At 66.5% G+C, this 20,208-nt stretch carries 24 protein-coding genes and 1 tRNA gene; 11 read left to right on the forward strand and 14 right to left on the reverse strand.

Annotation, left to right across the window (positions count from 1 at the left end; all coding sequences use genetic code 11):
• Positions 1 to 9: 9 nt before the first annotated feature.
• Positions 10 to 1,218, reverse strand: a complete 1,209-nt coding sequence (gene arcA / locus AC5Y46_RS22615) for an arginine deiminase (protein WP_499993174.1) — start codon at positions 1,216 to 1,218, stop codon at positions 10 to 12.
• A 69-nt stretch (positions 1,219 to 1,287) separates the two neighbouring features.
• On the opposite strand from arcA, the gene AC5Y46_RS22620 reads away from it, so the two are divergent.
• Entirely contained in the window at positions 1,288 to 1,884 is a 597-nt protein-coding gene (locus AC5Y46_RS22620) for an alpha-ketoglutarate-dependent dioxygenase AlkB family protein (RefSeq protein WP_499945986.1), read from the forward strand.
• Here AC5Y46_RS22620 and AC5Y46_RS22625 read toward each other — a convergent pair.
• Both AC5Y46_RS22625 and AC5Y46_RS22630 read right to left on the reverse strand, forming a co-directional pair.
• On the reverse strand, positions 1,881 to 2,540 hold the full coding sequence (locus tag AC5Y46_RS22625) for a DUF5642 family protein (protein ID WP_499993177.1): 660 nt from the start codon (positions 2,538 to 2,540) through the stop codon (positions 1,881 to 1,883). The genes AC5Y46_RS22620 and AC5Y46_RS22625 overlap by 4 nt on opposite strands.
• A gap of 28 nt (positions 2,541 to 2,568) precedes the next feature.
• A complete protein-coding gene (locus AC5Y46_RS22630; RefSeq protein WP_499993207.1) occupies positions 2,569 to 3,243 on the reverse strand; it encodes a DUF5642 family protein in 675 nt (224 codons plus the stop codon).
• 38 nt (positions 3,244 to 3,281) lie between these two features.
• Here AC5Y46_RS22630 and AC5Y46_RS22635 point away from each other — a divergent pair, with 38 nt between their 5' ends.
• Positions 3,282 to 4,253 (forward strand): linear amide C-N hydrolase, encoded by a 972-nt coding sequence (locus AC5Y46_RS22635; protein WP_499993179.1) that lies wholly within the window; start codon positions 3,282 to 3,284, stop codon positions 4,251 to 4,253.
• A 1-nt stretch (position 4,254) separates the two neighbouring features.
• On the opposite strand, the gene pat is transcribed toward AC5Y46_RS22635, so the two are convergent.
• Positions 4,255 to 5,241 carry an acetyltransferase Pat gene (gene pat, locus AC5Y46_RS22640; protein WP_499945983.1) on the reverse strand — a complete coding sequence of 329 codons (987 nt, stop codon included), beginning with the start codon at positions 5,239 to 5,241 and terminating at the stop codon, positions 4,255 to 4,257.
• A gap of 103 nt (positions 5,242 to 5,344) precedes the next feature.
• Between pat and AC5Y46_RS22645 the strand changes: the two genes are divergently transcribed.
• Positions 5,345 to 6,091 (forward strand): class I SAM-dependent methyltransferase, encoded by a 747-nt coding sequence (locus AC5Y46_RS22645; RefSeq protein WP_499945982.1) that lies wholly within the window; start codon positions 5,345 to 5,347, stop codon positions 6,089 to 6,091.
• 64 nt (positions 6,092 to 6,155) lie between these two features.
• Positions 6,156 to 6,686, forward strand: coding sequence for a hypothetical protein (locus tag AC5Y46_RS22650; protein WP_499945981.1), 531 nt, complete (start codon positions 6,156 to 6,158; stop codon positions 6,684 to 6,686).
• Position 6,687: 1 nt separating this feature from the next.
• Here AC5Y46_RS22650 and AC5Y46_RS22655 read toward each other — a convergent pair whose 3' ends face one another.
• Positions 6,688 to 7,638, reverse strand: a complete 951-nt coding sequence (locus tag AC5Y46_RS22655; protein WP_499945980.1) for a helix-turn-helix transcriptional regulator — start codon at positions 7,636 to 7,638, stop codon at positions 6,688 to 6,690.
• 184 nt (positions 7,639 to 7,822) lie between these two features.
• Complete coding sequence (locus tag AC5Y46_RS22660) at positions 7,823 to 8,383, reverse strand: TetR/AcrR family transcriptional regulator (protein WP_499945979.1); 561 nt, start codon at positions 8,381 to 8,383, stop codon at positions 7,823 to 7,825.
• A gap of 102 nt (positions 8,384 to 8,485) precedes the next feature.
• Between AC5Y46_RS22660 and AC5Y46_RS22665 the strand changes: the two genes are divergently transcribed.
• Positions 8,486 to 9,400 (forward strand): alpha/beta hydrolase, encoded by a 915-nt coding sequence (locus AC5Y46_RS22665; RefSeq protein WP_499945978.1) that lies wholly within the window; start codon positions 8,486 to 8,488, stop codon positions 9,398 to 9,400.
• A 47-nt stretch (positions 9,401 to 9,447) separates the two neighbouring features.
• On the opposite strand, the gene AC5Y46_RS22670 is transcribed toward AC5Y46_RS22665, so the two are convergent.
• From AC5Y46_RS22670 to AC5Y46_RS22680, 3 genes are all read right to left on the reverse strand, one after another.
• Positions 9,448 to 10,269 carry a helix-turn-helix transcriptional regulator gene (locus AC5Y46_RS22670; RefSeq protein ID WP_499945977.1) on the reverse strand — a complete coding sequence of 274 codons (822 nt, stop codon included), beginning with the start codon at positions 10,267 to 10,269 and terminating at the stop codon, positions 9,448 to 9,450.
• Between the two features lie 747 nt (positions 10,270 to 11,016).
• A complete protein-coding gene (locus AC5Y46_RS22675; protein WP_499946562.1) occupies positions 11,017 to 11,487 on the reverse strand; it encodes a hypothetical protein in 471 nt (156 codons plus the stop codon).
• Positions 11,480 to 11,824, reverse strand: a complete 345-nt coding sequence (locus tag AC5Y46_RS22680; protein ID WP_499993184.1) for a hypothetical protein — start codon at positions 11,822 to 11,824, stop codon at positions 11,480 to 11,482. Before AC5Y46_RS22680 ends, AC5Y46_RS22675 begins: the two co-directional genes overlap by 8 nt.
• A gap of 263 nt (positions 11,825 to 12,087) precedes the next feature.
• On the opposite strand from AC5Y46_RS22680, the gene AC5Y46_RS22685 reads away from it, so the two are divergent.
• Positions 12,088 to 12,354, forward strand: coding sequence for a hypothetical protein (locus AC5Y46_RS22685; protein ID WP_499946564.1), 267 nt, complete (start codon positions 12,088 to 12,090; stop codon positions 12,352 to 12,354).
• 273 nt (positions 12,355 to 12,627) lie between these two features.
• Here AC5Y46_RS22685 and AC5Y46_RS22690 read toward each other — a convergent pair.
• From AC5Y46_RS22690 to AC5Y46_RS22710, 5 genes are all read right to left on the reverse strand, one after another.
• A tRNA-Ala gene (locus AC5Y46_RS22690) sits at positions 12,628 to 12,700 on the reverse strand.
• 49 nt (positions 12,701 to 12,749) lie between these two features.
• Positions 12,750 to 13,823 carry a divisome protein SepX/GlpR gene (gene sepX, locus AC5Y46_RS22695; protein ID WP_499946565.1) on the reverse strand — a complete coding sequence of 358 codons (1,074 nt, stop codon included), beginning with the start codon at positions 13,821 to 13,823 and terminating at the stop codon, positions 12,750 to 12,752.
• Between the two features lie 245 nt (positions 13,824 to 14,068).
• The gene (locus AC5Y46_RS22700) at positions 14,069 to 14,722 is read right to left on the reverse strand and encodes a GNAT family N-acetyltransferase (RefSeq protein WP_499946566.1); all 654 of its coding nucleotides are present in this window, start codon (positions 14,720 to 14,722) and stop codon (positions 14,069 to 14,071) included.
• A 16-nt stretch (positions 14,723 to 14,738) separates the two neighbouring features.
• Positions 14,739 to 16,019 (reverse strand): molybdotransferase-like divisome protein Glp, encoded by a 1,281-nt coding sequence (glp, locus tag AC5Y46_RS22705; RefSeq protein WP_499946567.1) that lies wholly within the window; start codon positions 16,017 to 16,019, stop codon positions 14,739 to 14,741.
• Positions 16,020 to 16,070: 51 nt separating this feature from the next.
• Entirely contained in the window at positions 16,071 to 16,976 is a 906-nt protein-coding gene (locus AC5Y46_RS22710; protein ID WP_499946568.1) for a UTP--glucose-1-phosphate uridylyltransferase, read from the reverse strand.
• A 79-nt stretch (positions 16,977 to 17,055) separates the two neighbouring features.
• Between AC5Y46_RS22710 and AC5Y46_RS22715 the strand changes: the two genes are divergently transcribed.
• From AC5Y46_RS22715 to mscL, 5 genes are all read left to right on the forward strand, one after another.
• Positions 17,056 to 17,649 carry a 5-formyltetrahydrofolate cyclo-ligase gene (locus AC5Y46_RS22715; RefSeq protein ID WP_499946569.1) on the forward strand — a complete coding sequence of 198 codons (594 nt, stop codon included), beginning with the start codon at positions 17,056 to 17,058 and terminating at the stop codon, positions 17,647 to 17,649.
• A 75-nt stretch (positions 17,650 to 17,724) separates the two neighbouring features.
• The gene (locus tag AC5Y46_RS22720) at positions 17,725 to 18,054 is read left to right on the forward strand and encodes an FmdB family zinc ribbon protein (protein WP_499946592.1); all 330 of its coding nucleotides are present in this window, start codon (positions 17,725 to 17,727) and stop codon (positions 18,052 to 18,054) included.
• Between the two features lie 74 nt (positions 18,055 to 18,128).
• Positions 18,129 to 18,779, forward strand: coding sequence for an SAF domain-containing protein (locus AC5Y46_RS22725; RefSeq protein ID WP_499946570.1), 651 nt, complete (start codon positions 18,129 to 18,131; stop codon positions 18,777 to 18,779).
• A gap of 79 nt (positions 18,780 to 18,858) precedes the next feature.
• Positions 18,859 to 19,662: a polyprenyl synthetase family protein gene (locus tag AC5Y46_RS22730; protein ID WP_499946593.1), complete on the forward strand. Its 804-nt coding sequence runs from the start codon at positions 18,859 to 18,861 to the stop codon at positions 19,660 to 19,662.
• Between the two features lie 65 nt (positions 19,663 to 19,727).
• Positions 19,728 to 20,204, forward strand: a complete 477-nt coding sequence (mscL, locus tag AC5Y46_RS22735; RefSeq protein WP_499993188.1) for a large-conductance mechanosensitive channel protein MscL — start codon at positions 19,728 to 19,730, stop codon at positions 20,202 to 20,204.
• Positions 20,205 to 20,208 lie beyond the last annotated feature (4 nt).

Consider the following 20,208-nt stretch of genomic DNA (forward strand, 5'->3'; position numbering starts at 1 on the left):
AGAGCCCGGTCAGAGCGGGTCCCGCGCGGCCGGACACGACATGCATCGAGGTCCGCCGCGGCCCGTCCCCAACTCCGAGCCGGCGATGGTGAGCACCTCGACGCCGGCGTCCTGCAGGCCTGCGTTGGTGACCACGTTGCGTTCGTAGGCCACCACGACGCCGGGCGCCAACGCCAGGGTGTTATTGCCGTCGTCCCACTGCTCGCGTTCGGCGACGTCGGGATCGCCTCCGGTGTCGACGACGCGCAACTTGTCGATCTCCATCGCCTCGGCCGCCGCCTGGACGAACGGCGCCGCGTCGCCGATCGTCACACCGTGCGGCCGGCGCGTGATGGTGAAGGCCGAAAGCGTGTCGACGACGTTGGCGTACATCACCGCCGTGTCGACGTCGACCATCGTGCACACCGTATCCAGGTGCATCTGCGCGCGCTTCTGGACGATCGGCACCGCCAGCACGGTGTGCGCGAGGTCGTCGTCGAAAAGGCTGCGCGCCAACGCTTCCGCACCGGCGGGGGTGGTCCGCTCCCCAACCCCCACCGCTATCACGCCCGGGGCGAGCAGCAACACGTCGCCGCCCTCGACCGGGGCGGTGCGCGATTCGTAGGCGCGCCGCACCCCGGTGAACCTCGGGTGGTGGGCATAGATGATGTCGGTCAGCGACGCCTCGCGGACCCGCGCCCGCAGCGCCAGCGACGGGATCACCACCTTCGGCCCGATCCAGATCGACGAGTCTCGGGTGAACACCAGGTTGGGCAGCGGGTCGATCACGAAATCGGTGCCGTGGTGCATGCGCAGCACCAACGATACCTCGGGACGGGTGTCGGGCGGCAGCTCGTCGAAGGTCATGCCGGCGATCAGCACCTGAGCCAGCGCCGCGGGTGCCAGGCTGCGCAGGTGCGCCGAAAGTGACTGTGCCAGAGGACTTCCGAGCCGGCGCGTATCGACGGCCGCGGCGACACCCTGCATCCGGGCGGCGCCGCTGTGCTGCAGCGCCTCGGTCAGCAGTTCGGACAACAGCAGCACCTGCACGCCGCGCGACCGCAGCAACTCGGCGAACTGATCGTGTTCGTCCTGCGCCCGCGACACCCACGGCAGCCCGTCGAAGAGCAACTGGTCGTTGTTGCGCGGGTTGAGTCGACGCAGTTCGTCGCCAGGGCGGTGCAGGATCGCGACCCGCAGCGTACCGACCTCCGAGTCGGTCCCCCATGTGACGCCCACGCCTCAAACGGTAGCCGCGCCCCGCCCGCCCGGCGCGTCATCGAACTGATGTGCGATAAACTCGTCAGCGTGGCGATCGCGGTTCAGGGCTCGCTATTCGAGTACAACGAGCGCAGAGACCTCGGCGACGGCGCTTTCGTCGACGTCCGGGCGAACTGGCTGCGCGGCAGCGACGAGCTGCTCGGGGAACTGCTGACCTGCGTGCCGTGGCGGGCCGAGCGCCGCCAGATGTACGACCGGGTGGTCGACGTGCCGCGGCTGGTCAGCTTCCACGACCTGACCGTCGAAGACCCGCCGCACCCCGAGCTGGCGCGACTACGGCGGCGCCTCAACGACATCTACGGCGGCGAACTGGGCGAGCCGTTCACCAGCGTCGGGTTGTGCTGTTACCGCGACGGCAACGACAGCGTGGCCTGGCACGGCGACACCATCGGTCGCAGCAGCTCCGAGGACACCATGGTGGCGATCGTCAGCCTGGGCGCGACCCGTACGTTCGCGATGCGGCGGCGCGGCGGCGGGCCGTCGCTGCGATTGCCGCTGGCGCACGGCGATCTGCTGGTGATGGGCGGATCGTGCCAACGCACCTGGGAGCATGCGGTTCCCAAGACGTCGGCGTCGGCGGGTCCTCGGGTGAGCATCCAGTTCCGCCCGCGCAACGTGCGTTAACCGCGAACGGCGGCAACCGCTTTCACCAGCAAGTCACGAGCGCGCTCGGTGTCGACCTTGGCCAGCGGCTGCCCGGGTACCACCAGCGGATTGGCGATCACGATCACCTGGTAATCGCCGAACTGGGCGGCGTAGTCATACAGTTCGCCGGTTCGGGCGCCGCCGTCGACCAGCTGTTGCAGCACCCGGTGCACGGCCTGGGTGTGCACCCCGTCGATGTGCGGGGCGTCGATCACCTCGATGGCGCCGCGCAGTTGCGCACCGGAAAAACCGACTTTCGCGCAGTCCTTGCCGGGATCGTTGACCGGCAGTTCCTTGGAGGTCTCCACTGCCATCGCCACGAACCGGTTCCCGTTGCCTTCGGCCGAAATCGCCGCCATGTTGCCCTGCAACCCTGGCGGCATGTCCGGCCCGACGGCAGCTTTGGCGCAGCTCGGCGGGTCGAAAGTCAGCCCCTCGGGCAGCTTGCGGCCGGCGAAGAACTGGGGGTCGATGGCGCGGGGGGCCACCTCGGTGACCTTGAATTCTGGCCCGAAGCTGGATTTGACCCCGGTGATCTTGGCGATGTCGCCCGTGGCCGGCTGCGAGGAATCCGCGCCCGAGGAGCAGCCCATGAGCACGCACACCGGACCGAGGGCGAGCACGACCTTGAACACCGTGGCCAATCTACCCAACCCGGTTCGCTCAACCGCGCAACGCCGACACGGTTTTGACCAACAGATCGGCCGCGTACTGAGCCGGCAGCGGCGCCAGCATCGAACCCGGGTCGTTGGTCAGCGTGGTGAATACATAGAATTCCCCCAGGTACGCACCGAATGTGTATGCCCGCGAATCGATTTCGCTGCCGGATTCGACCGCCGCGCGGATGTCTGCGACCATGCCGACGGTTTGCGCCTCGTCGATGTGCGGCGCGTCGAGGAGTCCGACACTGACAATCGTGCGGCCCGAGCTCAGATCCCAGCGCGCGCAACTCGTTACGACGTTGCGGTCCAACGACACTCGGTCCGCCGGCAACGCCACGACGACAGCGTCCACGATGCCGCCCGAACCCGACCCGGACACGCCCTGGGCGGCCGGGTCGGATCCGGCCGCGGGGTCGGCCAGCGTCCTGCACTCCGGTGGATTGGCCGTGGTGTCGCCGCCGAGTCCCCAGATCGCCGCGGGCGACGGTGCGCGCGGAACCTGGGACACCTCGTAGCCGGCTGGCAGCTCGCGGGCCACCCGCCTGATGTTGGCCGGGTTGACCGCAGCGGTGCGCACTGTCGGCGACGACGAGGACGACGGCGGCGCCGGCGGCTGGGATCGACCGCAGGCAGCTGTGAGTGTGACCAGCGCGAGGCCAATCCACAACGGCCGCATGAACGTTGATATCACGGCGGTCGGGTAGTTTGGCGATCGTGTGCACGCGAGTCCTGTGGAATACCGACGGTCACCCGGTGCTGGCCGGTCGCAGCATGGACTGGCCGGAGTCCACCGAGCCGTTGATCGTCGCGTTTCCGCGCGGAATCCGACGCGACGGCGGCTCGCTGGCCGGTCAGACCGTCGTCGCCGAGAACGCGAAACGCTGGACGAGCCGGTACGGCAGCCTGGTGACGACCGTCTACGGTATCGGCACCGTCGACGGCGTCAACGAGCGTGGCCTGGCCGCGCATGCGCTGTACTTGAAATCCACCGATGTGGGCCCGCGCGACCCGGCGAAACCGGGGCTGCACACCGGCCTGTGGACGCAATATCTGCTCGACGAGGCGGCCACCGTCGCCGAGGCGCTGGACTTGATGGATGAGATCCAGTTGGTGATGGTCGGCGCCCGCGGGCGCGAGGCGACGCTGCACCTGGCCCTCGAGGACGCCTCGGGGGATTCAGCGATCATCGAGTTCGACCACGGCCGCATGGTCGTGCACCACGGCCGCCAATACACCCTGATGACCAACGATCCGGCCTACGACGAACAACTCAAACTGCTGTCGCACCAAGACTTCTCCCACCCCAGCCGGGACATGCCGTTACCCGGCAACGTCAATCCCGTCGACCGCTTCCAGCGGGCCGCCTACTACCTGGCGCTGCTGCCCGAGCCCGAAACCACCCGCCAGGGGGTCGCCGGCGTGATGGCGATCATGCGCAACGTCTCGGTGCCGTTCGGAGCGCCCTACGGCGAATTCGGGATCTACAACACCGAATACCGCACCGTCACCGATCTCACCCACCGGTATTACTTCTTCGAACTCACCACCAGTCCGAATGTGATCTGGATCGAGCTCGACGATCTCGACTTCAGCGAAGGCGCGCCGACGTGCGCGGTCGACCCTTACGACCAGTCGCTGATCGGCAACGTCACTGCCAGGTTCACCCCGCGGCGAATGGCGTTCTGACTCAGCTGACCACATCGATGACCTGGCGGGCGACCTGCTTGATCCGCTCCGTCATCTTGCGGTCCAGGCTGAGTTTGTGGGGCACGTCGATCATCGTGGTGATGACTCCGACATCCTCGCGCTGCCAGATCGCGCCGGTGCGGTCCATGATGCGGCGCATCGGCACATTGTCGGAAAGCATTCGCGCAGAAAACCTTTCGACGCCGTCCACGCGGGCGGCCACGGACAGCGCGTCGAGCAGAAAGGTTCCGATCCCGCGTCCCTGATACGCGTCGGCAACGGTGAACGCGATCTCGGCGACCGTCGGATCCTGCTCGTCGCGCACGAAACGGGCGTCGGCCACCGGGTCGCTGCCGTCGACCATGACCCACACGAAGTGGTCGACGTAATCGACCTCGGCCAGGTACTGCATCATCGCCAGGCTCGGCACCCGCGCCGACATGAACCGCCGATAGATGGTCTCGCTGGAGAAATGGACGTGCCCGTGCACGGTGCGTTCGCTGTCGCCGGGCAGGACCGGTCGCAGCATCAGCTCAGAGCCGTCTCGGAGCCGAACCGGAATCGGGGTGATGAACGCGGCGAGGCGCTGACGCACGGTGCGGACCAGCCGGTCGGTGATCCCGGGGATCTGCACCATCTCGGTCAGCGCGTCCTTGCCGCCGATCCACCCGGTCAGCGGTTCCAGCGTCGTGATCGTGGCCGTGCGCGGAATGTCGCGCAGCAAAGCGATTTCGCCGACCAGCATGCCGGGAACCGCCAACTCGGCGATCACCGCGTCGTCGTCGCCGACGTGCATGACCTCGGCGCTGCCGGACGCGATCAGCAGGAACGACACCGCATGCTCCCCCTGGCGCATCAGCACCTGACCGGCCGGAGCGCGCAGCGGGGCGAGGTGGGACGCCAACGGCAGCAAATCCTCGATGGGGCATCCCCGGAAGATGTCCATTCCCGCGAGTTCGTGCGCCCCCACGCCGGTCAAATCGGCCATCCCTCCGCGGTCTGCTGCGACCAGGCTACGGCTCACGTTAGGTGCCAGGCTGCTATCGCGGCAAGGACGGGCACTAGCCTGGTCGAGGGAGGCGTGACCGACGATGATCGAAAACCAGGATCGGCTCGAGCTGACGCGGAGCCTGCTCAACAAGCCCGCCGCGCTGCGTCAGGGCTACCTCGACGTGTTGGGCGAGTCGACGTCGGCGCCGGTACCGACGTTCGCGCAACTGGCCATGAACAGCCCGCTGGTCGCCACCGTCTACGAACGGCTGTGGCGACCGACGTCCTTCTATCTCGCCAGCGGCGTCACCACCGGCGCCGAGCAGCGTCGCGCGGCGACCTCTCTGCATTTGCGCGGAGCGAAGCGATTGCTCGATGTCGCTTGCGGCCCAGGCAACTTCACCGCGCCGCTGGCGGCTCAAATGACCACCGGCAGCCTCGCGGTCGGCTTCGACATCTCCGAGCCGATGCTGAGTCGCGCTGTGCAGGACAACAGCGGCCCCCGCACCTGCTTCGTCCGCGGCGACGCCCGTGAGCTTCCGTTCGACGACGAAACCTTCGACGCCGTCTGCTGTTTCGGTGCGCTGTATCTGATCCCCGACCCCTTCCGGGTGGCCCGCGAGATGGTGCGGGTGCTGCAGCCGGGCGGGCGGATCGCCATCCTGACCAGCTACGGCGGCCAGCCGCAGCCGATCAGCTTCGCCTTGCACACCACAGCACGCGTGATCGGGCTGACGATGTTCGACGGGCAGGCGTTCGTCGACCTGTTCGCGTCGGCAGGCCTGGTGGATGTCGAGCAGCAGACGCAACGGGTGCTGCAGTTCGTCACCGCCGCCAAGCCCGAGTGAGCCTGGGACCGCCGCGGCCGAGGACCAGTAGCGTGGTCCTCATGGCCAAAGCTGGGGGCGTCCAATGAGTGTCGCGGGTTTCGTGCTCGGGCTGATCGGCACCGTGCTCGCGGTGGCATCGCTGGGTTGGCAGCTGGTCGCTGTCCGGCGGCAAGGACCGCGTCCGAAACTCACGCCGGTCATCGGCAGGCTGACGCCCGACGGGCTGGTCACCAACGACGCCAGCAGCGACGTCCGGGAATTCCTGCGCAACGCCGCCGAGCTGGTCGAGGACGTTCCGCTCATCATCGGGGTCAAAGTGGTCAACGCCGGACGGGCCCCGTTGCACGTGAGCGGTTGGGCGATCCGCTCCGAACCCGACGGCACGTCACTGGTGCCGATCGAGAAACCGATCGCCGGGGACGACGTTCCCCACGACATCCCGCCGGACGGCAGCGCCGTCTTCCTCACCGAACTGCAGCATGCGCACCACTTCGCCGCCGCCGGCGACAGCCACAACGGGGCCGAAAATCACCGGATCGTGCTGGCCGTGTCCTCGGGTACCCGCACGTATGTCACCAAACCGATTGTGCCGGAGCTGTTCTCGATCAGTTGAATCATTCGCGCAACGTGACGTGCGGGCTCTTGCCGTAGTTCTGCCGGTAATAGACGGAGAACCGTCCGAGGTGTCCGAATCCCCAACGCCGCGCGACGTGCGCCACCGTGCAACCGGGACGGTACCCAGCCACCAGCTCGAGATGAGCGTGATGCAGACGGACCCGGCGTAAGTACTCCATCGGAGTGCACTGCTGGTGCTTGCGGAACATGTACTGCAACGCCCGCGGCGTCACGTACACCGCTTCGGCGATATCGGTCAGGGACAGGTCGGTGTGCGCGTTGTCGTCGATGTAGGCGATCGCGCGACGAAGCAACAACGGGGTGCTGTCGTTGCGGTCTTCGGTGGTCGGTTCCAGCCGCGCGGTGTGCGGCAGCGTCGCCAGCAGCGTCCTTGCGACTAGTCGCTCCAGTCCGGAGATTATGAAAGGGCTTTCGTAGGCGTAGCGACTGGCCGCGACCCGGCCGACGTAACCGATGGTCTCGAACAAGTGCCTGTTGGCCTGCGGTGATATCGGCATCGTTCCCGTCAGGCGTACGGGACCGGCGCTGCCGGGGTCGCCCACGAACTTAGTCAGCAGGCCCGGTTCGATGACGAGCTGCTCATAGTGACCGCGTTCGAACCGTCCGGCGTAGCAAAACCCCTCGATCGCACCCACCGCCGCGACCTCACCGCGGTTGACCGAAGACCCCGGACGATCGGGCGACAGGTGTTCCATCCCGCCCGAGACCACCCGGCAAAGCAGGATCTTGCCGGGCGGGTCCATGTGATACCGGATGGCGCAGCCATAGTCGACGGCCTCGACACCGATCGACCCGACGTGAGCCCGCCGGATGCGCACCGATGGCTCATCGCCGTTGGTGATCTTGTCGATTCGTGTCTTCGAGTAATTGGCGCTCAGCACGGCCTCGGCCTCGCCGAGGTCAGTGGTGTCGAGCAGAAGTTTGAACATAGCGCCGGCTTTCGGGCAGGAGACGTTTGCCACGGCATCTTGCTGAGCCGACTGAATCATTACCCACCATACGAAGCCATGCCATCCAGCGCCAGGGTGGATGACGCATGCCGCCCCGGTCACGGTCCGCCGGAACCGAAGCTTGTTGGTGTACTTGATCGGCGACGAGCTCAACTTCCCCTGCTCAGGAAGGGTGCGGCTGGGTCATAGTCCAGCGTGAAGCCAGGGTGTCGCAAATGGTGCGCTGCTCGGTCTCATCCAGGTCGTGCATCAGGAGTCCTTCGACGGTGAAGATGCCGATCATCACCTCGGCTTCCACAGTCGACGTCGAGACTCCCGCAGTTTCCAATTCGTGACGGAACATGCTCCCGGTGATCAGATGGAAGTTGTGATGCCACTCCGCGATGGAGGCCGAATGTTCGACGCGAGCGTGCACCGTCGTCACCAGGCGGCTCATCTGTCGTAACTGGCGAACCACCCACAGCACTCGAGCGGGGATCGGTTCGGTCGCCACCTGTTGGTACTGCGGCCAGATGTCGGCCATGACGGAGTCGAGCACAGCGATCAGCACGTCGTCCTTATCCCCGAAGTACCAGTAGATGGTGTTGGGTGCCACCCCGGCTTCCTTGGCCAGGCGACTCATCGGGGTGGCGTCGTAACCAGCGTCGATGAACAGCCGTCGTGCTGCCGCGACAATTTCTGCTCGCTTCTCGTCGGCGGCCTGCGGGCGTTTGTTGCGTGCCATCGTTCCCTCTACATCGACTGGATCACACTATGTTGAACGCCATTCAAGAACTTGTTAGTTTTTGTTGAACGGCATTCAAGATACCCGACGGAGGCCAGGACCATGGACCAACCACTTAGCTACGTCCGGCACGACGTGACCTTTATGTCCGAAGGCACGCCTTGCGCGGCGTGGCTGTACCGACCCGAAGGCGTGGAGAATCCGCCCATCGTCGTACTGGCCCACGGGTTTGCCGCCTTCCGCGAATTGCGTCTGGACGCCTACGCCGCGCGATTCGCCCAGGCGGGTTATGCCGCCCTGGTGTTCGACTACCGGCACTGGGGTGCCAGCGAAGGACAACCCCGCCGCATCCTGGACATCGCGAAGCAGCACGCCGACTGGCGGGCCGCGATCGCCTACGCCCGAAACCTCGACAACGTCGACACCGCCCGGGTGGTGGGATGGGGTTCCTCCTTCGGCGGTGGCCACGTTCTCAACTTGGCTGCGCACGACCACGATCTCGCGGCCGCCATCGTCCAAGTCCCCCACGTCAGCGGCCCAGCCTCGACCTTTTCCCAATCCCCGAAACTGGTAGCGCGGTTGATCCTCGCGGGCCTGCGCGATCAAGTCGGCGCATGGCTCGGGCGACCGCCCTACCGAACAGCAGCGATTGGCTACCCAGGGGACGTCGCGATGATGACCTCCGCGGGGGCCGCCGAGCTCGTCGAACGGATGGCCGGGGACAAACGCGAGGAACTACTCGCCGAGAACGACGTCGCCGCCCGCATCGTGTTGCGGATCCCGTTCTACTCACCGGGACGCAAGGTCGCAAACATCACCGCGCCGACCCTGGTGCAGCTAGCCAGACGTGACGACGTCACTCCCTACGCCAAAGCCAAGAAGATCGTGGCCCGCATCCCCCGCGGTGAAGTGCGCTCCTATGACTGCGCGCACTTCGAGCCGTACCTGGACCCGCACTTCGACGGGATCGTCACCGACCAGATCGACTTCCTCAAACGACACGTCGCACTGGTGTGACCCAACGCCGGGTCCGCGTCACCGCGCTCTGCCCTGGCGCCGAACCTTCAGCCGCGCAGAGTTTGGTGGGGGCTCTGGCCGTATTGCTCGCGGTAGTACACCGAGAACCGGCCGACATGATGGAAGCCCCAGCGGGTGGCGATCTGGGTGACCGTGTTCTTCAAGTGGTTGCCGACTACGAGGTCTTGGTGGGCGTAGTGCAGCCTCACCCTCCGCAGGTATTCCGTTGGCGTGCAGTCGCGATGCTTGCGGAACATCACCTGCAACGCACGTGGGGTCACATAGATGTGGCGTGCAATGTCGTTGAGGGAAATATCGAGGTGGGCGTTGTCGTCGATAAAGGCGATGGCGCGCCGCAGCAGGATGGGCGTGGTGTCACGGCGGTCTTCGATCGTGGGTTCCAGCAGGGCGGTGCTGGGGAAGGTTGCCAGCAAGGTCGCGGCGAGAAGGTGCGTCACTGCGCCAACTAGCAGCGGGCTTCGCGCGGCGTCGGGATTATTCACCACATCCCCGACGATGTAGCCGATCGTGTCGGTCATCTGTTTGTTGGCCATCGGCGATACCGGCATGCAGCCGGTGAGTCGGACCGTCGCAGGGCTACCCGCTCGCGGTCCTGCCATAGCCACGGTATCCAGGAGGGTCCTGTCGAGGATGACCGTGTCGAAGTGGCCGTTTTGAATCTCGCCCCTCAACGGAGTGCTTTCCCGCCACGCGATGGCCGTCGCCGTCCCAGCGCAGCACACATCCACGTCGCCGCCAGGCGGCCGGTGAACGAAGGTGCCTGACCGAACGCGGGTCAAGACGAAGCCATCCATCGGTTCGCCTTCGTAGCTGAAGCTGTAGTTGTAGCGAAGCTCGTCGAAAGCCATCGAACCGAACGGCGAGCGTTTCAGCCAGGTGCGGGTATGCGCTCTGGCTCAGCTCCGAAGTGCAGTCTCGTGTAGTTCGCACTGAGAATCTCCTCAGCTTCGCCGAGGTCGGTGGTATCAAGCAACACAGGCATGAGCGCCCCCGTATCAGAACACGGCCAGTGGCGTCGCGTCTGTCCTGAACGACGGTCTCATTATCCATTAAACGCAGAGGGCCGATCAGGCCCTTCGTCCTGCGCATTTCCTGTGTGCTCGCAGGGACCTATTCTCACGGCGATGATGCGGCTGGCGGCTGAGGCGGGGCTGCGACGCGCCTGAGTCGCTCAAGTGCGGACCGACGACGTCGTCGAAGGGGTCGGTGGGCCACAGCTGGTCGTGCGCGGCAAGGGCGGCAAGACCAGGGTGGTGCCGATCAGCAACTCGCTTTCCGCAACGCTGCAGGCGGGCAGGCGCTGTCGGGCACACCCGGTATCTGCCGGCGTCCGGCTGGCTGTTCCTGCCTGGCCCGCCGAGCGGGCACCTGACCCCGCAGCACGTCGGCGACCTGGTCTCCGCGGCACTTTCAGGGGACTGGTCGATGCACAAGCTGTGCCATCGCTTCGCTACCGCGCCTACCGCGGCAGCCGCAACCTACGCTCCGTCCAAGTGCTGCTCGGCCACAGTTCGACAGCCACAACCGAGCGCTAGCGCTACACCGCGGTCGACGACGACGAATACGCGCTGCCGCGAGGGCTGCCTATCAACCAACTAGGTGAGAGCGAGCTGCTTCTCAATCTCGACCGTTGACGCTTCACCGAACAGAGGCCCCTCCCTCGGTTCTTTAAATCCGGCGCCTTTGCTCCAGACCGGCAAGTGGCTGAAATCGCCCTTTTGGCGCTCATAGATCGCATTCACGACTTCCCCGACTGTCATCGGGTTCTCGTAACTATCCCTCATCTGTCTGACACCGGGAGTCGGTAGCGACGTTTCGCCCTCTGGGGGTGATACCGGCTGACCGACTTGGACGAACATGAACCGTTGGTCGCCGGGAAAATAGCACGCGATCGTCCCGCCCGTCTCAGCGAAATAGTGCGCCATCTGGCCATTAAGCACGTCATTCATGAGGTCGGATGCAACGCACACAATCGTGTTGCGCACCCACGAAAATCTAGACCCGAAGGCTGGGTCACGCCGCATTTGCGCGAACGCAAACGTCGCGATGGTGTGCGGGTCAACCATCGATCCACTCCCTCGCACGCTGTTGCCAAGTACGGCTTATCAGGGCCAACTGGCGGTCCCACTCTTGACTAACTGTAACTCCGTCGCCGCTAGAGAGCGACACGATCGTCTCGCGTATCCCCAGGTCATCGGCAGGGTCGCTGCTCTGCTTGAAGATATGACGATGAACCTCGGAGTGGCATATGTCGATGCGTAGCACCCGGTGCCGTTGCGCCTCTGGACCCTCCTCGACTCGACGGGCGTTGATCACGATTGCCCAATCGATGTTGTAGCCCTTCCAGATCGCGAATCGGTATACCAACTCGAATAACCATCCGTCGATAGGTTGTGCCAGCACGCTCACCACGGTGTCGCGGTGAAGTTCACTTTCTGGGTAGTCCCTCGGGCTGTATGGCTGCGTCGGGGTGGCGGGGTACCCAAAATTAATCGGACGAACGACGCGGCGCCTTGGCTTGGGTCGACGCCGCGGGCCAGGCATGGCGCAACTTTAGCGACGCGCACTGACAACCCACGTGGCGCGTCCGCCACTCAACTGTGAATGTGTCGGCGTTCTATTGGCGCCTTTGATCAGGTCGGCAGGCGACCGCGATACTGGCCAGCGTGAGTGACGCAGACGAGACCGACGCGGCCGAACGCTGGCTCGATCAATTGGACCCTGACGACCCGACGGTTCGGGCGTACGACGTCCAGGCCATCAGTGCGGCAGCCGGCCAGCTGCGCGTTGCGGTCGCGGACGCGTTGGCTCGCGGCGTGCCGGCTCGCGTGATCAACGTGTCGATCGAGCGACTCGAGGACCACCTGAGCGTATTGCTGCGCGCGGGCGAAACCATTCCGCTCGGGCAGCTGCGCGACGACCTGAATCCCTGAATCCGGACGGCTAACGGTTCGGCGACATGCCGCCCAGCACTACAGCGAAGCCTTATGACCTGATCGGCCGGCTCGGCGCTGAATCGACTAACCGCCCGCAACCCGTCCCGCAGCGCTGGCCCGCTGTGCTCACCGCCGGTCTTTGGCCTCGACGCCGTGCGGTCAACCTCGATGCTGCGATTCAACAGGCGACGGCGAAGTCCTGCGGCCCCGCTGCGGCCCCGGCGCAAATCCCAAACTGACGCGAAAAACGAAACCGCTGCTCAAACTCTGTGGAGCTAGGGAGATTCGAACTCCCGACCTACTCGATGCGAACGAGTCGCGCTACCAACTGCGCCATAGCCCCTGATCGCTAGCAGGCTACCAGCCGCCAGAGCATCAAGCCGAACCGCGGGCTACTGGCCGACGGCACGCGGAAGATCCCGCGGCCAGCCGTAGTTGCGCGCGGACACGGCGTACTCCAGGTGTTCGAAGATGGGGTCCTCGTCGTCGATCTCCAGGACCACCGCACCCGGGCGCCGCAACCGCGACGGCACCAGGTCGTAGTCGCGGTCTTCGGTGTTCTCCACGCCCATGCGTGCGCGCGCCATCCGGCGCATCCGGCGGCGGCGCACCTGCTCCTCGATGCGGGTCTGGCGGCGCAGATAGAACAGGTAACTCAGCGTGATCGTGGTGGCGGCACCGCACAGCCACCAGGCCACCGGGGTCACCTCGAACGCGGTGATGGCCGAGCCGATCAGCACGAGCGCCATCGCCACCAGCATCTTCTTGCGGAAGGCGTACTTGCGGGCGCTGACGGCCGCGGCCGTCTTGTTCTCGTACCGACGCCGGCGCGACGCACCCACGGCGTAGGCGGGCGGTGCGTCATCCATGTCGTCGTCCTCGGGCTCCAAACCCGAAGAGTCCTCGACATATTCGTACTCGTCGTCGGCGAGTTCGTCGTCGGTGTCCTCGGTGTGGTCCTCGGATTCGACCTCATCGTCCGCGGTGCCGTCGACCGCGAGCAACGCCGGTCCCTCGGCCGCCGCTGCGCTGGCGCCCACCGGCAGAGCGGCGGCATCCTCGTCGACCACGTCGACGTCCAGGTAGTCGGGCTCGGAAACCCCGGTCTCCTTGTCCGCCCTGGCCATTGCCGTGACGACGGACCGACGGCGCATCACCACGTCGGTGTCTTCGTCCTCGAGTACCGGCAGGTCGTGGTCCTTGTCGGCGTCGGCGAACGGGCCATCGATCGGCTCGGTCTCCCACTCTTCCTCGGGCTTCCAGTCCGGGTCGCTGCGGTGACCGGCGGCCGGCCCGGAACGCCTGAGCAGTCGCGCGCCGGCACCGCCGTTGAGCACCCTGGTCGCCAGGGCCACGTCGCTGGTGCGGCGGACCGCATCTCGTTTGCTGATCAGCATCGGCACCAGCACGAACAACCAGAGCACCACAAGCGAGATCCACAACAACGACTGCGGGATGCTTGGCATCTTGACCTGCTCTCTTCGGTTCCGATCCCCGCGAGGCAACTCGTTGACCTGCGCGGCCGGGTCTGTCGTGACCAGGGCAATTACACACCTGTAATTTGCCTCTTTCAAGCATCACACGCCACATATGTCACGTTAGCCACAGAATTATTTCGGTTGCCTCACCATCGCGCGCACCTATTGCTCGCGAACAGACGCAAAGGCCCCTGATTTCGGCACGAAATAGGTGCTTTTGCGTCTGCTCGGCGTTAGACCCAGCTGGCGCGACCGGCCCGGACCAGCGTCGATGCGACCGATCCGTACACCTCTTCGACGGTCAACGCCACCAACATGTGGTCCCGCCACGCGCGGTCGACCTCGAGATAACGGCGCAGCAGCCCCTCTTCCCGGAACCCGGCCTTGGCCAACACGGCGCGGCTCGCCCCGTTTTCCGGACGGACGGTCGCCTCTACCCGATGCAACATCACCGGCCCGAAACAGTGGTCGACGCCCAGCGCCACCGCCCCGGTCGCCACCCCGCCGCCGGTGCATTCGCTGGACACCCAATAACCGATCCACGCCGAGCGCAACGCCCCGTGCGTGACGTTGCCGATGGTCAACTGCCCGCAGAATTGCCCGTCGAGTTCGATGACGTAGGGCAGCATCCGTCCCTTGCGCGCTTCGGCACGCAGCCCCGAGCACACCGTCGGCCACGCCGCAACGTTGTGCCGGATAGACCAGTCGCCGTCGGCGCTGGGTTCCCACGGCTCGAGCTGCGCGCGGTCGGCCAGCCGGATCCGGCTCCATTGCGCGCCGTCGCGCATCCGCACTGCTCGTAACCGGATCACCCCAGCGGCCACCCGCAGCGGACCGACACTCATCGGCCAACCAGGATGCCGGGAGCTGGACCGCAGCAGGTTCACGGGGACCGATCGACGCTCAGCCGTGCTGAGCCAGGAAGGCGACGTCGACGATTTCCCCGGTGCGGATCTGCTCGGCGCCGCTGGGAACCACCACCAGACAGTTCGCCTCGGCAAGCGTGGCCAACAGGTGTGACGACGCGCCGGGCGCCCCGCCCAAGGCCTGGACGAGATACTCCCCGCTCTCCTGATCCCGCATTAGTTGGCCGCGCAGATAACCTTTGCGCCCGGCCACCGAGGTGATCGGCGACAACGTGCGCGCCTGTACGACCCGGCGCATCGGATGCCGCTTGCCCAGCGACAGCCGGATCAGCGGGCGGACCATCACCTCGAACACCACCAACGCGCTGACCGGATTGGCCGGCAGCAGAAACGTCGGCACCCCGTCGCGGCCGAGCTGCCCGAACCCCTGGACCGAGCCCGGATGCATGGCCACCCGCACGACCTCCATGTCACCGAGCTCGGACAGCACCGAGCGCACCGCCTCGGCCGCCGCGCCGCCCACTCCGCCGGCGATCACCAGCACTTCGGCGCGACTGAGCTGGCCTTCGACGATCTCGCCGAGTTCCTTGGGGTTGTTGCTGACGATGCCGACCCGATTCACCTCGGCGCCGGCGTCGCGGCCCGCGGCGGCCAGCGCGTAGGAGTTGACGTCGTAGACCTGCCCGTTTCCCGGGTTGCGCGAGATGTCCACGAGTTCACCGCCCACGGCCATCACCGACAGTCGCGGGCGCGGGTGCACCAGCACCCGTTCGCGACCGACGGCCGCCAGCAAGCCGACCTGGGCAGCGCCGATGATCGTCCCGGACCGCACCGCCACGTCGCCGGGCTGCACGTCGTCGCCGGTGCGACGGACATAGGCGCCCGACGGCGCGCCACGCAGAATCCGTACCCGGTTCATCCCGCCGTCGGTCCAGCGCAGCGGCAACACCGCGTCGGCCAGGGTCGGCAGCGGCGCCCCGGTCTGCACCCGGGCAGCCTGGCGTGGTTGCAGCCGGCTGGGGGTACGCGCTCCGGCTTCGATGGTGCCCATGACCGGCAGGGTCACCACTTCCCGACCCTCGATGCTGCCGTCCTCGCCGACGGCCTCGACCGGTCCGGAATCACCGACACCGAGCACGTCGACGCTGCGCACCGCGTACCCGTCGATGGCGGCTTGGTCGAAACCGGGCAACGGACGCTCGGTCACGACCTCTTCGGCGCACAACAGTCCTTGCGCCTCGGCAATGGCAACTCTGATCGGCCTCGGAGCCACCGCGGCTGCCGATATCCGGGCCTGTTGCTCTTCCACAGAACGCACAGTGCGCGCCTTCCTGCCGTGCGGACCTGAACCCGCGCGCCGGCTTGCCGGCTACTGTTCGGTCAGGCCCAATCGCGCCACCAACCACCGCCGCAGTTCCGGGCCGTAGTCGTCACGATCCAAAGCAAAGTCAACCGCAGCCTTGAGGTAGCCGCCGGGATTTCCCAAGTCGTGTCGGGATCCGCGGTGCACGACCACGTGTACCGGGTGGCCTTCGGCGATCAGAAGCGCAATGGCATCGGTGAGCTGCACTTCGCCGCCGGCCCCACGGTCGATGCGGCGCAGGGCGTCGAAAATCGCGCGGTCGAGCACATACCGGCCCGCGGCGGCGAACAGCGAGGGCGCGTGTTCGGTCTTGGGCTTTTCCACCATGCCCTTGACCCGCAACACGTCGGTGGCCTCGGGTATCGGGTCGACGTCGAAAACGCCGTAGGCGCTGATCTCTTCCGGCGACACCTCGATGGCGCACAGCACCGTGCCGCCGTACTGCGCACGCACCTGCGACATCGTCTCCAAGACCCCGGTCGGCAGTACCAGGTCGTCGGGCAGCAGCACCATGACGGCGTCTTCGTCGGCGGTCAGGGTCGGTTCCACGCAACTGATGGCATGCCCCAACCCGAGCGGCTCGGCCTGCACCACGGACTCGACCTTGATCAGCGCCGGGGCACGACGAACCTTGGCCAGCATGGCCTTCTTACCGCGGGCCTCGAGGGTCCCCTCCAGCACCAGATCCTCGACGAAGTGGGCGACGACGCCGTCCTTGCCTTCCGAGGTGATGATCACCAGACGTTCGGCGCCGGCGTCGGCCGCCTCGGCGGCGACCAGCTCGATGCCGGGGGTGTCGACGACGGGCAACAGCTCCTTGGGAACGGTCTTGGTCGCGGGCAGAAATCGAGTTCCTAAGCCGGCAGCGGGGACGATCGCCGTGAACGGGACCGGGACTTGAGGGCGTGACATCGTTCACAACCATAGCCCGGCACGGGCGCATGGTCGGCGAGAACGCCGCAGCCGCGGGCGGTCTGTCATCGTTAGAGCGATGACCACCGCGAGCAAGGCTGCGTTGCGGGACCGACTGTCCCGGGCCCGGCGGCACGTTGCCGACGACGTGCGCGCCGCCGAGGCCAGGATGCTCAGCGATCATCTGGAACGCACTCTGAGCAGCGGTGTCACCGTATGCGCCTATGTGCCGGTGGGATCGGAACCCGGATCGGTCGACATGCTCGACGTGTTGCTGCGCCGGGCGGGCCGCGTGCTGTTGCCGGTAGCGCGAACGGCCGCCGACGACACGCCGCTGCCGCTGCGCTGGGGTGAGTACTTCCCCGGCCGACTGGTGACCGGACGCTGGGGGTTGCTCGAACCGCCCGAGCCGTGGCTACCGGAGACGGCCCTGGGAGAAGCCGCGGTGGTGCTGCTGCCGGCGCTGGCGGTGGACCGGCGCGGTACCCGGCTGGGCCGGGGCCGCGGTTTCTACGACCGGTCGCTGGCGGTGCGCGACCCGCAGGCGATGCTGGTCGCGGTGGTGCGGGATGCGGAACTGGTCGACGAGTTGCCGTCCGAACGACACGATGTCCCGATGAGTCACGTGCTCACACCCGCATCGGGGATGGTCGCTCTGCCGATCGGGGAATGATCGGTATCACGTGGCGGTTCTAGCACTTGAGACGGTAGAGTGCTAACTCAGGCTTATTATCATCCGGAGGTTTTTGTGCCCACGTACAGCTACGCGTGCACCGAATGCGACAACCGCTTCGACAAGGTGCAGGCCTTCACCGAGGACGCGCTGACCACCTGCGACAAGTGCTCAGGCCGGCTGCGCAAACTGTTCAATTCGGTCGGGGTGGTGTTCAAGGGCAGCGGGTTCTACCGCACCGACAGCCGCGAGGCCGGCAAGAAAGAGAAGAGCGCGACCAACGGCTCCTCGACGAGCGATTCGACCTCGACCTCAGAAACCAAGTCCTCCAGCGACAGCAAATCGTCGGGTTCGACCGAGAAAGCCAGCACCTCCACGGCCTCGGCAACGGCCGCGTCGAGCTGACGCTTCCGCGGTTATCCACAGTCGGCCTCTGAGCCGGCGGCGTCATAGCGAAACGCCGCTTAACGTGTGACGGCGTGCGGGAACCGTCACTCAATCCCACACTGCTCAGCCGGATCTCGGCATTCGTCCGCCCGGACTGGACTCGAACCGTGCTGGCCCGGCGCATCGCCGCGGGCGGGCTCGTCGTGCTGGCCGGCGTTGCTGCGGTGCGCCCCGACCCCGACGGCACCCGGGTCGACGTGGTGGTCGCCGTCCACGATCTGAAACCCGGCACCGCGCTGACCGCCGGCGACGTGCGGCTGGAACAGCGCTCGCCGACGTCGATTCCGGACGGCTCGCAGACCAGCCTCGAGGTCGTGCTCGGTGTGACGCTGGCCGGTCCCGCCCGGCGCGGGGAAGTCCTCACCGACGTCCGGCTGCTGGGGAGCCGGTTGGCCGATTCCACTGCCGGTCCGGGCGCCCGGATCGTGCCGCTGCATCTGTCGGACACCGCCCTGGTCGACCTGCTGCGGGTCGGCGACGTCGTCGACGTTCTCGCCGCGCCGGACACCGACACACCCGTCGCTTCGCGGATGCTGGCAACTGATGCCGTCGTGGTGTTGATCTCGGCACCGCAGAAATCCCCAGGATCCGATCGGGTGCTGCTGGTGGCGCTGCCGGGCCGGATCGCAGCCGGGGTGGCCGCGGCGGCACTGGGCCGGGCCGTCACCGTCGTCCTGCACTGAATCCCCGCCGCGGCAACGCAATTCGGCACCGCGCCGCGGTAGCCCCTATGTTGGACAGGTGAGCCTTACCTCAGAAAGCGTGCTCGACTGTCTGCAGCTGGGCGACACGCGGTTCGCCGCCGGCGTCCGCGACGGTGTCGCCCGGATCGAGGATCTGATCAGCAGCGAACTCGGCGACGGTGACGAGATGATCCGCGAAGCGATGCAGCATCCGTTCGACGCCGGGGACACCGAACTGCGGCCGCTCTTCACCGTGCTTGCCGCGCAACTAGGTCCCGAACCCGATTCCTGGCAGGTCACGGTCGTGGGCGCGGCTCTCGAGTTGATCCACCTGGCGACGCTGTGTCACTCCGCGGTTGCCGACGACGTTGCCGTCGCCGACGATGCGGCGGCCCGGTGGAACACCAACCTGGCAATCCTGGCAGGCGACTACCGGTACGCGGTGGCGTCGCGGTTGGGTTCCCGGCTGGGCCCGCAGGCCTTCGCGGTGATCGCCGAGACCTTCGCCGAGTTGGTCTCCGGGCAGATGCGCCAGACGCGAGGTGTCTCGCCGGGCGCCGACCCGGCCGAGCACCACCTGCGGGTCGCGCGGGAGCGGACCGGTTCCCTCATCGCCGCGTGCGGTCAGTTGGGTGCGCTGTGCGCCGGCGCCTCAGCCGACGTGGTCCAGCGTCTGTCCCGGTTGGGCAGGTTGGTCGGCACGGCGTCCCACCTCTCGCACGCCCTGGCCGCGGCCGAGGCAGCGGCGACAGCCGATCAGGCGCGCGAGGAATTGGTCGGCCTGCCCGATTCCGCGAGCCGGCAGGCCTTCTCGACGCTGATCGACTGCGCGATCCGTGGGCGTGGCGACCAGCACGGCATCATGGCAAACGGTGCCGACTGAGCTAGGTTTTCATTCGGGGTTGGAATTCCGGATCAATGTGGGCCCATTGCAGAAAGGACGTACTGATGCTCAAAGGGTTCAAGGAGTTTCTGTCGCGGGGCAATATCGTCGACCTGTCGGTCGCGGTGGTCATCGGTACTGCGTTCACGGCGCTGGTCACTGCCTTCACCGACAGCATCATCAAACCGCTGGTCAGCTCGATCGGCGTCGGTCAGACGTCACAGGTCGGGCTGCTGAAGATCCACATCGCCGGCGAGGGAGAATCCGCCAAGTACATCGACTTCAACGTCGTGCTGTCGTCGGCGATCAACTTCTTCCTGCTCGCGGCGGTCGTGTATTTCCTGGTGGTGCTGCCCTACAGCAAGCTGCGCAAGCAGGGCGAGGTCGAGCAGGCCGACGACGCGCAGGTCGTCCTGCTCCAGGAGATCCGCGACCTGCTCGCGAGCCAGACCGGCGGCAGCAGCTCGGGTCGGCACGGCGGGGCTCAGGGAGCTTTCGAGTTGTCACCACGGCCCGAGCACGGGCCCCGCGCCGACGCTTGAGCCG

The organism is Mycobacterium sp. NGS59 (assembly GCF_059812345.1).